This window comes from Halorubrum ruber, from assembly GCF_018228765.1.
GTDB lineage: Archaea > Halobacteriota > Halobacteria > Halobacteriales > Haloferacaceae > Halorubrum > Halorubrum ruber.
The window spans coordinates 850574-863978 of record NZ_CP073695.1; the positions used below are offsets into that span (position 1 = coordinate 850574).

Sequence of the window (13405 nt, forward strand, 5' to 3'; positions counted from 1 at the left end):
AGCGACTACCCGGACGCAATGACCGACGAGAAGGAGAGCACGTTCCTCGTCACGCACGTCGAGAGCGACTCGGCCGTGCTGAAGGACGTCCACGACGGGCAGGTGCACACGCTGAGCTCGAACCCCGGTCTCGACGTCGACGACGCCGTCGAGGCGACCGTCGCCCCCGATCCGCCGATGGAGGTCACCTATCAGGTGATCGAGGTCGCGGAGCGCCGGTCGCTGTCGATCGAGGAGAGCCCGGAGCCGCCGACCGTCCACGAGCGCGAGCTCGCCGCGGAGACCGAGACGGGAGAGCTCTCCCGAGAGGAGCGCGCGGGCGTCGGCGAAGTCCACGTGTTGACGCCGCCGGAGTCGGAGACGGAAGCGGCGGTCGCCGACGTGATAGACGATCGCGAGGGGACGCTCTCGCGTGCGGCCCGGCTCGGCGTGAACCGCGTCGAGGTCCGGTCGGAGCCGGGCGTCGTCGCCGTGCGGTACCTTCCGTAGCGCGGCCGACCGGAGCGCCGTCGTCGCCGTACCCTCGGAGATAAGAAGGCTTATTCGCGCCCGCGGAGGAAGCGGTATTTATGGTAGCGATCGAGGTGCCGGAGGTCAACTACACCGACTACTCGAACCGGCAGCTCGCGGCGGTGCCGCTCGCGTTCCTGGTCCTCGCGCTGGCGATCATCGGCGGCTGGTTCGTGGCCACCGGTGCGCCGGCGAACCTCGGACTGGAGTTCACCGGCGGCGTCGAGCTGCGAGTCGCGGACGAGGCGAACGGCGACGTCGAACAGCAGATTCAGACGGCCTTCGACCGCCAGCCCGACTCGGTCCGGACGATCCCGGGCGACGACGTCGTCGTCGTCACGTTCCAGGCGGCCGAAGACGACCCGGAGGGACTCGCGAACGACCTCCAAGACCAGGCGGAGGCGGCGGGGTTAACCACGACCGCCGTCGATCAGGTGTCGCCGAGCTTCGCGAGCGACACCGCGCGGACCGCGCTGTTCGGCGTGGCCCTCGCGTTCCTCGGGATGAGCGTGCTCGTGTTCGCGCTGTTCCGGACGTTCGTCCCCTCGCTCGCGGTCGTCGCGTCCGCGTTCTCCGACCTCGTGATACCGGTCGCGGCGATGAACCTCCTCGGCATCGAGATGACGCTCGGAACGATCGCGGCGCTTTTGATGATCATCGGCTACAGCGTCGACTCGGACATCCTGTTGAACGACTCCGTGCTGCGCCGGACCGGCGAGTTCTACGAGTCGGTCAGCCGCGCGATGCGGACCGGGGTGACGATGACGCTCACCTCCATCGCCGCGATGGTCGTGATGGCGGTCGTCGCCTCGGTGTTCGGCGTCGGACTGCTCCGTGACATCGGGATCATCCTCTCGGTCGGGCTCTGTGCCGACCTGATGAACACGTACCTTCTGAACGTCTCGCTGCTTCGCTGGTACAAGTTCGAGGGGGTGGCGCGATAATGCTCGAACCGATCAAGGAAAACTGGCGGATCCTGCTGCTTGTCGTCGTCGTGCTCGGGTCGACGGTGGCGCTGTTCGGCCCCGGATTCGGCCCGGAGCCGGCGCCCGGCGAGAACGCGAGCGAGGCCAAACAGGGGATCACGAACCTCCAGTACGGGCTCGACCTCGCGGGCGGGACGCGCGTCCGAGCGCCGCTCTCGGGGTACACCGCCACCGACGTGGCGCTCGGAGGTGAGAGTCCCGAGGCGGTCGCGGAGGCGGTCGCGGCCGAGCTGGACAACGCCTCGACGCGGGATGTCGGCGTCGTCCCCGACGAGAGCGCGGTGGAGGTCACGGAGCCGTCCGTGACCGAGTCCCAGTTCCGGGCGGCGATGGACGCCGCCGGCTACGAGTACGGCGGGATCCGCTCGGGCGTCACTCAGGAGACCCGAGACGCGACGATGGAGATCATCCAAGGGAAGATCAACGAGGCGGGCCTCTCCGGCGGGAGCGTCCAGCAGGTCCAGTCGATCACCGGCGAGTACTTCATCCTCGTCGAGGTGCCGGGACAGGGCCGGCAGGAAGTGATCGACCTCCTCGAGGACCGCGGGACCGTCCGGATCGACATCGCGTACCCCGACGGGAACGGCACCGCGGTTCAGGAGGGGGCGCTGATCCAAGACGACTTCGAGGAGATCGGGACCGCGACACAGAGCGACCGCGGCACCGGCGCGTACGTCCCCGTCACGGTGCGTAACACCGCCGAAAGCGGCCAGTCGCCGGCACACGCCTTCCAAGACGCCGTGGCGCAGCGCGGCTTCGCCGACGCGTACCAATCCCAGGCGGACCGATGCGGGTACAACTCGGAGACCGGGGAACTCGAGAACTCGAACCCGTGTCTCCTGCTCGTCGTCGACGGGGAGGTCGTCAACTCCTTCGGGATGGACCCCGGCCTCGCCGGCAGCATGGCGGCCGGCTCGTGGGCCGACACGGGGAACTTCCGTCTCACGACCGGCGAGTTCACCGAGGCGCAGACCATCTCGCTGAACCTCCGCGCCGGCGCGCTCCCGGCCGACCTCGACATCAGCGGCGAGGGGACCTCCTCGTCCATCTCGGCCTCGCAGGGTGAGAACTTCCGGACCTACTCGCTCATCATCGGCGTGCTCTCGGTGTTCGCCGTCGCCGGGATGGTGTTCCTCCGCTACCGGGAACCGCGCGTCGCCCTGCCGATGATCGTCACCGCGCTGGCGGAGGTGTACGCCCTGCTCGGGTTCGCGGCGCTGCTCGGCTACCCGCTGGAGCTCGCGGTGATCGCGGGCTTCATCGCGGTCGTCGGGACCGGGGTCGACGACCTCGTCATCATCGCCGACCAGGTGATGAGCGAGGGCGACGTGAGCTCCCGGACGGTGTTCAACTCGCGGTTCCGGCAGGCGTTCTGGGTCATCGGCGCGGCCGCGGCCACGACCATCATCGCGATGTCGCCGCTGATGGTGCTGTCGCTCGGCGACCTCTCCGGGTTCGCCATCTTCACCGTCCTCGGCGTGCTGATCGGCGTGCTGATCACCCGCCCCGCCTACGGCGACATCCTGCGCCGCCTGCTGACGGTCAGGTGACCCGGCTCTGACCCCGCGGTCGCCTGTTCCCCGGCCATATGTGACGCTCGATCAGTTGTCTCGCGTCCGGCGCGCTCTTTTTCTCGTTCGTGATCCCGATAGGGGCGGCACTAGGGCTCTATCAGAAAACGGCAGATGATCCGACAAACTATTAGTTTAGACCAGTCAAAAAAGTCTATGCCCACCGACGCCGTCGAAGATTATCTCAAGGCGATCTATCGGATCGAGTCGCGGGCGGGGCCGCCCGTCTCGACCTCGCAGGTCGCGGAGGCGCTCGACAAGACCCCCGCGACCGTGACGAGCATGGTGGAGACGCTCTCCGACCGGGGGCTGCTCTCCCGCGAGAAGTACACAGGCGTCGAACTCACCCCCGCCGGGGAGGTCGCCGCGCTGGAGGTCGTGCGCCGGCACCGCCTCATCGAGGCGTTCCTCGCCGAGCAGCTGGACTACGAGGCGACCGAGGTGCACGACGAGGCCGACGCGCTCGAACACCACGTCAGCGAGGAGTTCACGCGACGCGTCGAGCGGGTCCTCGACTACCCCGCGGCCGACCCGCACGGCGACCCCATTCCCCCGGCGGACCTGTCGACGCCGGAGGACGCCGGGACCGCGCTCGTCGCAGCCTTGGCGCCCGGCGAACGGGGAACCGTCGCCCGCATCAGCGACCGCGACCCCGACGTGTTGGAGTTCCTCGTCGACGCGGGGATCACCCCGGGAACGACCGTCGAGGTCGTCGACGTGGCCTCGTTCGGGCTCGTCACCGTCCGGACGAGCGACGGGGACGAACACGGGCTGCCCGAGGCGGTCGCGGACCGCGTGTACGTCCGCCGCGCCGCGGAGTCGAGCGCCGCCGGAGACGGCCAGGAGGCAAGCGACGCATGACCGGCTACGTCGAAATCCTCGTCGTCGCGTTCGCCGCCCAGCTCGCGGTGCTCCCGGGCGAGAAGGTACAGCTGATGATCGCCGGGCTCGCGACGAAGTACGACCCGAAGATCGTCGTCGCCGCCGCGGGGTCCGCGTTCGCCGGGTGGACCGCCGTCGAGATCGCGTTCGGTCAGGCCCTCCAGTCGGCGCTCCCGCCGCTCGTGCTCAACGCCGTGACGGCGGTCCTGTTCTTCGTCTTCGCGGTGCTTCTGTACCGCTCCGCCCCGCCCCGCGGGACGAGCCCCGAGGCGGAGCGCACGGACGGCGGGATGGCCGCGTTCGACGACCTCTCGCTGCCGGGGCGGCTCGATCGGTACTCGGGGTCGCTCGGCGGCTTCCTGCCGATCTTCGCGCTCACCGCGACCGGCGAGTTCGGCGACAAGACCCAGCTGGTCACGATCGGCTTAGCGGTCCAGTACGGGGCGACCTCCGCCATCTGGTTCGGCGAGATGCTCGCGATCATCCCGGTGAGCCTCGCGAACGCGTACTTTTTCCACAAGTTCGCCGGGCGGGTCGACATGCGCCTCGCTCACCTCGGCTCCGCGCTGCTGTTCGCCTTCTTCGGCGCGGACACCGTGTTGGCGATCGCGACCGGCTTCTCGGTGTGGGAGGCGTTCGTCGGGGCGGTCGGCGGGCTCGTCGCAGGACTGTTCTGAGGGCGACCCTCCGTCGCCCTTTCGAATCGGCTCAGAACTCGTCGAGCGCGGACTGCTCGGCGGCCGCGAGAACGTCGTCGCAGGTCGCCCACGAACGGCGGGCGCAGTCGGGGAGGTCGCCCGTCTCGGCGACGTACTCGCGCAGGAACGACCGGGTCGCGGGGTCGCTCGGGTAGCCGCTCCCGAGGTCGTCGTACTCGGGGTACTCAGCGTTTATCGCAGCCATTCGCCGGTCGCGGCTCACCTTGGCGACGACGCTCGCAGCGCCCACGACTGGATCGTCTTCGTCGGCGCCGTGGGCGGCCGTCACGTCGACCGCCGGGAGCGGTCCCCCGTCTGGGGGGTCGCTCTCGCCGTCGCCCTCGACGAACTCGCTGAGGCGCCGCGCGAACCGCTCCTCGCTGGTGTCGCCCGCGTCGGCGACGACGCGGACCGGTTCGGCGACGTCCGCGGGGAGGTCCGCGAGCGCGTCGCGGACCGCCCGCGCCTGCCCCCGAACGGTGAGCGTGTTCATGTCGGTGTCCGGGCGGTCGATCTCGGCGGGCTCGACGCGGGCGACGCCGACGGCGACGTCGGGGTCGCTCCTGAGGGCCGCGGCCATCTCCTCGCGCCGAGCCGGCGCGATCCGCTTCGAGTCGCCGACGTCGGCCGGCAGGCTCGCCGGGTCGGCGATCACCGCGGCCGCGACCATCGGGCCGAGCGCGGGCCCCTTGCCGGCTTCGTCGACGCCGAGGTACACGCGTGGCTGGTGGACGTGCGAGGGGAAATACCTTCAGAAAGGTCGCGCTTAGTCGAGCAGGACCGCGCTGACCTGGCCGGTCTGGCCGGGGCGGGAGGTGACGCGCGCGCGGCCGGCGGACGTCTCGATGATGGCGCCCTTGGTGACGATGTTCCGGCGGGCGTAGTTGACGTTCGCGGGGTTGTCGACGACGTTCTCGATCTCGGCCTCGCTGACCTCGCCGTCGTCGGCGACCTGCGCGACGTTCGTCGAGAGCGCGCGGACCTTCTTGTCCGTGCCGCGGGCGTCGATGTACTGGAGTCGCGTCTCGCCGACCGTGGTCTCGGCGGGCTCGCGGCCGAGCTGGTGGCGCTTCTTGTTCGAGGCGTGCTTGAGTCGGCCGCCGGTCCGCTTGCGCGCGGAGCGTCCCTGGTCTTTCATACGGGTACGAACAGCCAGCGAATACTTGAAGCGTTCGACTCGTCCCGGCGGGATCGGCGGTGCGAGCGGGATCAGCGCCGCGACCCGGACCGGCGGCGCGGGCCGAATTCGTAGAGCGAATCCGCAGAGCGAACCCGCTCAGGCGAACGCGCGCTCGAACGCGCGGACCCCCTCGTCGGTGCCGGCGACGACGAGCCCGTCGCCCCGCTCGATCCGGGTCTCCGGGCCCACGTCGGTGACGAGCTCGTCGCCGCGCTCGACGGCGATGACGGTACAGCCGGTGGTCTCGCGGACGGCCGCTTGCCCGACCGTACGGCCGGCCAACGCGGGCGCCTCGCTCTTGACGACCTCGACGTGGGTGTCCAGCGAGAGCACGTCGCGGTCCGCGAGGACGGCCGACGCCGACATCCGCCCGGTCACCGTCGAGAGGGAGAGGACGTAGTCGGCGCCGGCGCGGTGCATCTTCGGCACGCTCTCCGGGTCCTCGACCCGCGCGAGCAGCTCCACGTTCGGCGCCAGATCGCGGACCACGAGCGTCGCGAACTCGGCCGTCGTGTCGTCGGGAAGGGCGAGGACGACGGTGCGCGCGTCGTCGACGCCGGCCTCCCGGAGCGTCTCCGGCTCGGTCGCGTCGCCGACTACGTCGATCGCCTCGCCGCCGTCGCGGTCGACGACGGTCACCGGGAGGTCGGCCGCTTCGAGGGCGTCCACGACGGTCTTCCCGACCTGTCCGTACCCGACGACGACGGTCTCGCCCGCGCCGAACCGGCGGGCCGCCGAGTTGGTCAGGTCGACGAGCCGCTCCACCTGCCCCTCGGTCCCCGAGACGAGGAGGACCGTCCCCGCGGACAGCGTCGCGTTCGGCGGCGGCGCCGCCTCGAACGACCCGTTGAACCACGCGCCGATCACGTCGACCCCCGTGCGTTCGCCGATCCGGCTGCCGGCGAGCGTCGAGCCGGCGAGGCCGCTCCCGTGGTGGATCGACACCTCCGCGATCCGCAGGTCACCGACCGCGACCGCCGAGTCGAGGTCGGTCCGCACCGCGGTCGTCACCTTGGAGGCGAGGCTCTCTCCGAGCAGCGACCGCGGGGAGAGTACCTCGTCCGCGCCGGCGAGGCGGTGGTACCGCTCGCGGCTCGGGTCCTCGACGACGCTTATCGCGCGGACGTCCGTCGAGAGCTCCTTCGCCGCGAGGACGATGCTCGCGTCGACGCGGTCGGAGACGTCGGTGACTAGGGCGCGCGCCGACCCGAGGCCCGCGCGCTCGAGCCCCCCGGTCGTCTCGGGGTCGGCCCGGATCACCCTGTGGCCCGCCTCGTAGAGGTCCAGCGCCCGGTCCGGGTCGCGCTCGACGACGACGTACGGAACCGATTCCGACTCGAACTCGTCTAAGAGCGCATCGGAGCGCGCCGTGTCGGAACACACCACGACGTGTCCCTCCAGGTCCCCCTCTAGCGATCGGGGGACGGTCGTCGAGAACGCGGACTCGAGGAGCGGGGTCGCGACGACGGGGAGCGCGCCGATGAGGAGCATCATCCCGACGAGGTCCATCACGGCGACGAACGCGTGTATCTGCTGGCTCTGCCACGAGGACGAGTCGCCGCCGAACCCCGTCGTGGTGAACATCTCGATCGCGAACTGGACCGACTCGATCAGGGTCCGGGGGTCGTTCTCGTACACGCGCATCCCCCACCGGTAAGCGACGGCGGTGAAGGTGAGCACGACGCCGAGAAATATCGTGTACAACACGACTCGTCGCTTCCACGTGTCCATCGAGCCGCGATACGCCGCGGCCGTACAAAAACGGGGGGACTCGCTCGGGTCGACTCCCGCGCCCATGCGCAGTCCCTCTGCGGGTCGGACCGGGAGGTGGACGGTCGAACCGTCCCGGCACTGGACCGAAGTTCGATGGTTTAAGTTCCGGGGGCCGAACCGTCAGGCATGGTGCGGGACCCGTCGCGAGAGTCGGAGCCGCCGTCGGTCGACGAGGTGCTCGACGCGCTGGCCGACGACGCGGCCCGGCAGATCGTCGCGGCGCTCACCGAGCCGAAGACCGCGAGCGAGCTCTCCGAGGAGTGCGACATCCCCTGTCGACGACCTACCGGAAGCTGGAGAAGCTCACGGACGCCTCCCTGCTGTCGGAGTCGACCGACATCCGGCGGGACGGACAGCACACGACGCGGTACTCGGTGTCGTTCGACGCCGTCACCGTCTCGGTCGACGGCGACGGCGAGGAAGACGCGGACCGCCGCGAGTTCGACGTGGAGTTCTCTCGGCCGGAGCGGACCCGAGACGAGCGACTTGCCGACCTGTGGTCGGAGCTACGAGAGGAAACATGAACCCCTACATCGACCTGACTATCATCGCCGCAAAGACCGCCATCCTGGCCCTCGGTGGCAGCATCACCTACTACGCGCTCCGCGCGTACAACCGGACCGGCGACCGCTCGCTGCGGGAGCTCGGCGTCGGCTTCGGCATCGTCACCGTCGGGGCGCTGCTGGGCGGCGTCTCCCACCAGATTATCGGCGCCGACCTGGCGGTCGGCATCGCCATCGACGGCCTCCTCACGGCGGTCGGGTTCGCGGTCATCGTTTACTCGCTGTATCTGGAGTAGGCTTCGCGGCTTTCGACGCGCGACGAACGGTACCCTTTTGCGGCGCTCGGCCGTCCGTTCATGGCATGAGCGACGCACGCGAGGAGCTCTCCCGCCGGATCGCCGGCGAGATAACGCTGAGCGACGACCCGGGGGCGACGCTCCGGAAGTGGCGGACCGACTTCGACGTCTCGCAGACGGAGCTGGCCGAGCAGCTCGGCGTCTCCTCGTCGGTCGTCTCCGACTACGAGAGCGGTCGCCGCGAGAGCCCGGGGATCGGCGTCGTCCGCCGCACGGTTGAGGGCCTGCTCGACATCGACGAGCGGCGCGGCGGCGGGCGGCTCCGACAGCACGCCCGGGTGCTTTCGGCCGGGTTCGAGAGCGACATCGTCCACGACCTCCGCGAGTACTCGACGGCGGTGCCCTTAGCGGAGTTTTACGAGGCGATGGGCGCGACGGAGATCGTCCGCGGCGACCACGACCACGTGAACGGGCACACAGTCATCGACTCGATCCAGGCGATCACGCGGCTCTCCAGCGAGGAGTTCTACCGGCTGTACGGCCAGTCGACGAACCGCGCGCTCGTGTTCACGCGGGTGACGCGCGGCGAGTCGCCGCTCGTCGCGCTCCGGGTCGTGAGCCCCACCCCAAACGCGGTCGTGCTCCACGGGATCGAGGACGGCGACCTCTGGGACCACGCCGCCGACCTCGCCCGCGTCGACGGCGTCTCGCTGGCGACGTCGAACCGCGACCTCGACGACTGCCTCGCGGACCTTCAGGCGCTGTGAGCTGACGGCGGGGACGGAGAGGGCAGCCGAACCGCGGGCCTGAAACGGCCGGCGCCCGTCGGTCCGGCCATGAGCGAGGACTACGCCGAGCGGCTCCGCGCGAACCGCCGGGAGAAAGACGAGTTCTTCGACGACCACCCGCAGTCGCCGATTCCGCCGGAACAGCGCGACGAGTTCGACGGGCTCGACTACTTCCCGCCGAATCCGGACTACCGCGTCGAGGCGACCGTCACGGTCCACGACGATCCCGAGCCGGTCGAGATGGAGACGACCGCGAGCAACCCGGTCCGGTACCTCCGGGTCGTCACGTTCGCGTTCGAGGTCGACGGAGAGGAACACACCTTGGCGGGCTACCGACAGGAGGGCGACGACGGCGCCATCTTCGTCCCCTTCCGCGACAAGACGACCGGTCAGCAGACGTACCATCAGGGGCGCTACATGGAGCTGGCGCCCGAGCGCGACCTCGACGACGGCGACAGCGTCACGATCGACTTCAACCTCGCGTACAGCCCGTTCTGCGCGTACAGCGAGACGTTCTCCTGTCCGCTCCCGCCCGAGGAGAACTGGCTGGAGATCGTGATCCCGGCGGGCGAGCGGGCGCCGGACATGGACTGAGCGGCGGGAGCGTCGCTGGCGTCGCCACTCTGCGGGGCGTGAAAAACACGAAAATCGGATTCCGGAACGGCCCGAGAGCAGTCCGTCGCGGTCGGCTTACTCGAGCGTCTCGCTCGTGACGAGCGTGTCGTCCTCGAGGTAGTGCTCGAGGTGGTGGCCGTGTTCCTCGACGTCTTCGAGGACCTCGCGGAGCTGCTCTTCGGTGTTGTAGTCGCCGAGGTTGTTGGCGAGCTGGATGTGCTCGCGGAGCTGCTCGGTGATGTCGCCGAAGATCTCGAGGTCGTGTTCCAGCGACGTCCGGATGTCGTAGGCGTCGGCGTCCTCGGGGGTCACCGGCGCGTGTTCCTCGTAGTTCGCGCCGCCAGAGAGCGGCACGCCGCCGAGCGCCTGTGCGCGTTCGGCGAGCACGTCGGCGCCCTCCTCGAGGTCGGCCGCGACCTCGCCGAGGTACTCGTGGATGTCGAGGAACTCGGCGCCCTCGACGAGCCAGTGGTGTTTCTTGACCTGATGGTAGAGGACGTACGTCGCCGCGAGGTCGCTGTTGAGCGCGTCGACGAGCTGTTCGGCCTTCTCCTCGGGGACGCGGAGCGCTTCGCTCTCGTGAACGTCGCCGTATCGCTGACGGGCCTGCTTTTGGGTACTCATTTCAACTGTACATACGCGCGCGACCTACTTAATAGTTCCTACTTAGAAAACTACTTTTTCAATATTCAAAAGAATATTTTCAAACTTATCGACGGCGCCGACCGGATCCCGCTGTGGGGCGAGCGTCTCGCGGTCGAGCGTCGCGGTCAGCGTCGCCGGCGCCCGGTCGAGTTCGGCCGCAAGGACGATACGGGCGCGGCGCCGACCGACGCGTATGACCTTCGCCGACTTGTTCGAGCGCGCGGCCGCGTTCGACGGCGACCTCGACGAGGCGGACGTGCGCTCGGCGCTCGACGACGTGCGATCAGCGTCAGACCGGGACGACGGCGACGCCTCCCGCGACGGCGACGCGGTCGCCGACCCCCTCGACCCCACCCCGGCCCGCGTCGTCGCCGACGCGGACGCGCTCGCGGCGGACCTGCTCGTCGGCGGCGCCGCGCGCGATGCGCTCGACGCGCTCCGATCGCACGCGTGGACGACGCTGGTCGCCAGCGACCCGCTCCTCGACGACGCCGAGGCCGTGATCGCGTCGCTCTCGGACGCCGACCTCGCGGCTGACTGGCGGGCCGCGGTCGAGACGTGGCGCGAGCCGGTCGCGCAGCCGCCGGGCGATCACCCCGCGCTGGCCTCCGCCTACCGCGGCGGCGCGATGCAGGTCGTGAGCCTCGACCCCTCGCTGACCGGGCCGGGGGCCGCCGCCGGGCTGCGCGACCGCATGCCCGTGAGCGTCCGGGAACCGCGCGCGTTTGCGACGGTGTTCGACCCTGCGAAGCTGTACCCGGACGCCGTCGGCGGAGAGTATCCGGGTCCCGACCGCGACCCACGGACGATGGCGGCGGTCGACGCCGGCGGCGACCAGCACCGATAAACCGCCGCCGGTCGGACCGGAGGTATGACCGACTCGGAGGGTGCCGCCGCGGGCGACGACGCCGGAGAGTCGCCGGCGCTGCCGGCCGACCTCGACGCGGTCCGCGACGCGCTCGTCGACTGGTACGAGGCGGACCACCGGGAGTTCCCGTGGCGCCGCACCGAGGACCCCTACGAGGTCCTCGTCAGCGAGGTGATGAGCCAGCAGACTCAGCTCGACCGCGTCGTGCCGGCGTGGGAGGACTTCCTCGACGAGTGGCCGACCACGGCCGACCTCGCGGCCGCCGATCGCGCCGACGTGGTCGCCTTCTGGTCGGACCACTCGCTCGGATACAACAACCGCGCGAAGTACCTCCACGAGGCGGCCGGCCAGGTCGAGGACGACTACGACGGGTCGTTCCCGGAGGACCCCGACGGCCTGAGCGAACTGATGGGCGTCGGCCCGTACACCGCCAACGCGGTGGCGTCGTTCGCGTTCGACAACGGCGACGCCGTCGTCGACACCAACGTGAAGCGGGTCCTGTACCGCGCGTTCGATGTCCCGGACGACGACGACGCGTTCGAGCGGGTCGCGTCCCGGCTCATGCCGGCGGGCGAGTCGCGTGTCTGGAACAACGCGATCATGGAACTCGGCGGCGTCGCCTGCGGGAAGAAGCCCCGCTGCGACGAGGCCGGCTGTCCGTGGCGCGAGTGGTGTCACGCCTACCAGACCGGCGATTTTACCGCCCCGGACGTGCCCGAGCAGCCGAGCTTCGAGGGGAGCCGCCGGCAGTTCCGCGGGCGGATCGTGCGGCTGCTCGGTGAGTACGACGAGATGAAGTTGGACGCGCTCGGCCACCGGATCCGCGTCGATTACGCACCGGACGGCGAGCACGGCCGGGAGTGGCTCCGCGGGCTCGTCGACGACCTCGCGGACGACGGGCTGGTTCGACTCGAAGAGCGGAGCGATCGGGCGGTCGTTCGATTGCGGTAGGGGAGTTCGTGGAATATTCCGTGCGAGAAAGTTTTATCCCGTAATACCCCGAAGAGCGGCGTATGGACGACCCCCGTGACGAACTGAAGGCGGGCGATGCGGAGCGCGCGGACGCGCCCGACTTCGAAGCGTTGGCGCCGCCGGAGGAGGCGGTCCACGGCGATCGAACGCGGGACGACTTCCTCGACGCCGTCCTCGCGCTCGATTCGCCGGCGACGGCGGGCGAGGTCGCCGATCTGGCTGGCCACGGCGTCGACGCCGCCCGGGAGTACTTGTCGTGGTTCGAGCGCATGGGAGTCGTGACGAAGGCCACGAACTCGCCGGCCACCTACGAGCGGAACCAGGAGTACCTGAACTGGCGACGCGTCCAGCGCCTCCGCCGGGAGTACACGACCGAGGAGCTCATCGGCCTGCTGGAGGAGGAGTCCGAGCGTGCCACGGCGCTGCGACGGGAGTTCGACGCCGACGACCCGACGGACGTCGCGATCGCGGCCCGCGCCGAAGCGACCGACCGCTCCATCGAAGCGGTCTGGGAACGGCTCGCCGCGTGGCAGACGGCCCTCCGACGGGTGGCACTGCTCGAACGCGCGCTCGCGGCCGAGTCCGGTGACGCCGCCGACCGGCGATCCGCTGTATGAGCGGCGGAGCGGGAGACGAGTCGGACTCGCCGAGCGGTGCGCCCGTCGATTTCGACCGACTCGACGCGATCCGCGAGCGGTTCGCGACGGACGACCGGTTCAGTCGAGTCGACGGGGAACCGGCGGGCGCTCCGGACCGATTGGTCTGTGTCTACAACGACCGGTTCTACCCGGGGCGAGTCCGCGCCGCTCGGCTGGAGGTGGTCTGGTACGAGAACGGGGACTTCTCGATCCACTACCACGAGGAGTACGAAGCCGGGGCGTTCGACCATCGGTGGGACAGACACCCTTCCGACCATAACGCGCGCGACCACGTCCACCCGGGACCGGATGCGCCGACCCCCGGTGACGACGCGTCCCACCCGCCGGACTGGCGAGACGTCCTGTCGGGCGCGCTCTCGGAGGTTGAAGCGCGGCAACGGGCGTTCTGGGAGGAGTAGCGCCCGGTCCGGTTCGGTCCGCCCCGTGAACCGTCACCCGTTTATTACGGGAGCCGGAAGG

Annotated in this window: 16 protein-coding genes and 1 pseudogene; 13 read left to right on the top strand and 4 right to left on the bottom strand. The window is 70.0% G+C overall.

Going from position 1 to position 13405, the window contains the following annotated elements; genetic code table 11:
• Positions 1-18 precede the first annotated feature (18 nt).
• The 5 genes from J7656_RS04185 to J7656_RS04205 all read left to right on the top strand — a co-directional run bounded on the left by J7656_RS04185 (position 19) and on the right by J7656_RS04205 (position 4626).
• On the top strand, positions 19-489 hold the full coding sequence (locus tag J7656_RS04185; protein WP_017344042.1) for a DUF5812 family protein: 471 nt from the start codon (positions 19-21) through the stop codon (positions 487-489).
• An 80-nt stretch (positions 490-569) separates the two neighbouring features.
• Positions 570-1454 (top strand): protein translocase subunit SecF, encoded by an 885-nt coding sequence (secF, locus tag J7656_RS04190; protein WP_017344043.1) that lies wholly within the window; start codon positions 570-572, stop codon positions 1452-1454.
• Positions 1454-3046 (top strand): preprotein translocase subunit SecD, encoded by a 1593-nt coding sequence (locus tag J7656_RS04195; RefSeq protein WP_211554196.1) that lies wholly within the window; start codon positions 1454-1456, stop codon positions 3044-3046. Before secF ends, J7656_RS04195 begins: the two co-directional genes overlap by 1 nt.
• Before the next feature lie 177 nt (positions 3047-3223).
• Positions 3224-3928, top strand: a complete 705-nt coding sequence (locus J7656_RS04200) for a metal-dependent transcriptional regulator (protein ID WP_017344045.1) — start codon at positions 3224-3226, stop codon at positions 3926-3928.
• On the top strand, positions 3925-4626 hold the full coding sequence (locus J7656_RS04205) for a TMEM165/GDT1 family protein (protein WP_017344046.1): 702 nt from the start codon (positions 3925-3927) through the stop codon (positions 4624-4626). The genes J7656_RS04200 and J7656_RS04205 overlap by 4 nt, the downstream gene beginning before the upstream one ends.
• Positions 4627-4657: 31 nt before the next feature.
• Here J7656_RS04205 and rnhB read toward each other — a convergent pair whose 3' ends face one another.
• The 3 genes from rnhB to J7656_RS04220 all read right to left on the bottom strand — a co-directional run bounded on the left by rnhB (position 4658) and on the right by J7656_RS04220 (position 7558).
• Positions 4658-5365, bottom strand: a complete 708-nt coding sequence (gene rnhB / locus J7656_RS04210) for a ribonuclease HII (RefSeq protein WP_017344047.1) — start codon at positions 5363-5365, stop codon at positions 4658-4660.
• A 48-nt stretch (positions 5366-5413) separates the two neighbouring features.
• Positions 5414-5785, bottom strand: a complete 372-nt coding sequence (locus tag J7656_RS04215; RefSeq protein WP_017344048.1) for a 30S ribosomal protein S8e — start codon at positions 5783-5785, stop codon at positions 5414-5416.
• Positions 5786-5923: 138 nt separating this feature from the next.
• A complete protein-coding gene (locus tag J7656_RS04220) occupies positions 5924-7558 on the bottom strand; it encodes a potassium channel family protein (RefSeq protein WP_017344049.1) in 1635 nt (544 codons plus the stop codon).
• Between the two features lie 168 nt (positions 7559-7726).
• Here J7656_RS04220 and J7656_RS04225 point away from each other — a divergent pair.
• The 4 genes and pseudogenes from J7656_RS04225 (at position 7727) to J7656_RS04240 (ending at position 9781) form a co-directional block, all read left to right on the top strand.
• Positions 7727-8124: pseudogene (locus J7656_RS04225) on the top strand (ArsR/SmtB family transcription factor).
• The gene (locus J7656_RS04230; protein ID WP_017344051.1) at positions 8121-8399 is read left to right on the top strand and encodes a DUF7521 family protein; all 279 of its coding nucleotides are present in this window, start codon (positions 8121-8123) and stop codon (positions 8397-8399) included. The pseudogene J7656_RS04225 and the gene J7656_RS04230 overlap by 4 nt, the downstream one beginning before the upstream one ends.
• Before the next feature lie 65 nt (positions 8400-8464).
• Complete coding sequence (locus tag J7656_RS04235; protein ID WP_017344052.1) at positions 8465-9166, top strand: helix-turn-helix domain-containing protein; 702 nt, start codon at positions 8465-8467, stop codon at positions 9164-9166.
• Between the two features lie 69 nt (positions 9167-9235).
• Positions 9236-9781: a DUF1684 domain-containing protein gene (locus J7656_RS04240; protein WP_017344053.1), complete on the top strand. Its 546-nt coding sequence runs from the start codon at positions 9236-9238 to the stop codon at positions 9779-9781.
• Positions 9782-9877: 96 nt separating this feature from the next.
• Here the strand turns inward: J7656_RS04240 and dpsA are convergent, their stop codons facing one another.
• A complete protein-coding gene (dpsA, locus tag J7656_RS04245; protein WP_017344054.1) occupies positions 9878-10426 on the bottom strand; it encodes a DNA starvation/stationary phase protection protein DpsA in 549 nt (182 codons plus the stop codon).
• A gap of 214 nt (positions 10427-10640) precedes the next feature.
• Here dpsA and J7656_RS04250 point away from each other — a divergent pair, with 214 nt between their 5' ends.
• The 4 genes from J7656_RS04250 (at position 10641) to J7656_RS04265 (ending at position 13344) form a co-directional block, all read left to right on the top strand.
• Positions 10641-11294 (top strand): DUF7384 family protein, encoded by a 654-nt coding sequence (locus J7656_RS04250; RefSeq protein WP_017344055.1) that lies wholly within the window; start codon positions 10641-10643, stop codon positions 11292-11294.
• Positions 11295-11318: 24 nt separating this feature from the next.
• The gene (locus tag J7656_RS04255; RefSeq protein ID WP_017344056.1) at positions 11319-12266 is read left to right on the top strand and encodes an HhH-GPD family protein; all 948 of its coding nucleotides are present in this window, start codon (positions 11319-11321) and stop codon (positions 12264-12266) included.
• A 62-nt stretch (positions 12267-12328) separates the two neighbouring features.
• Positions 12329-12904, top strand: a complete 576-nt coding sequence (locus J7656_RS04260) for a DUF7342 family protein (protein ID WP_211554197.1) — start codon at positions 12329-12331, stop codon at positions 12902-12904.
• Complete coding sequence (locus J7656_RS04265; protein ID WP_017344058.1) at positions 12901-13344, top strand: toxin-antitoxin system TumE family protein; 444 nt, start codon at positions 12901-12903, stop codon at positions 13342-13344. Before J7656_RS04260 ends, J7656_RS04265 begins: the two co-directional genes overlap by 4 nt.
• Positions 13345-13405 lie beyond the last annotated feature (61 nt).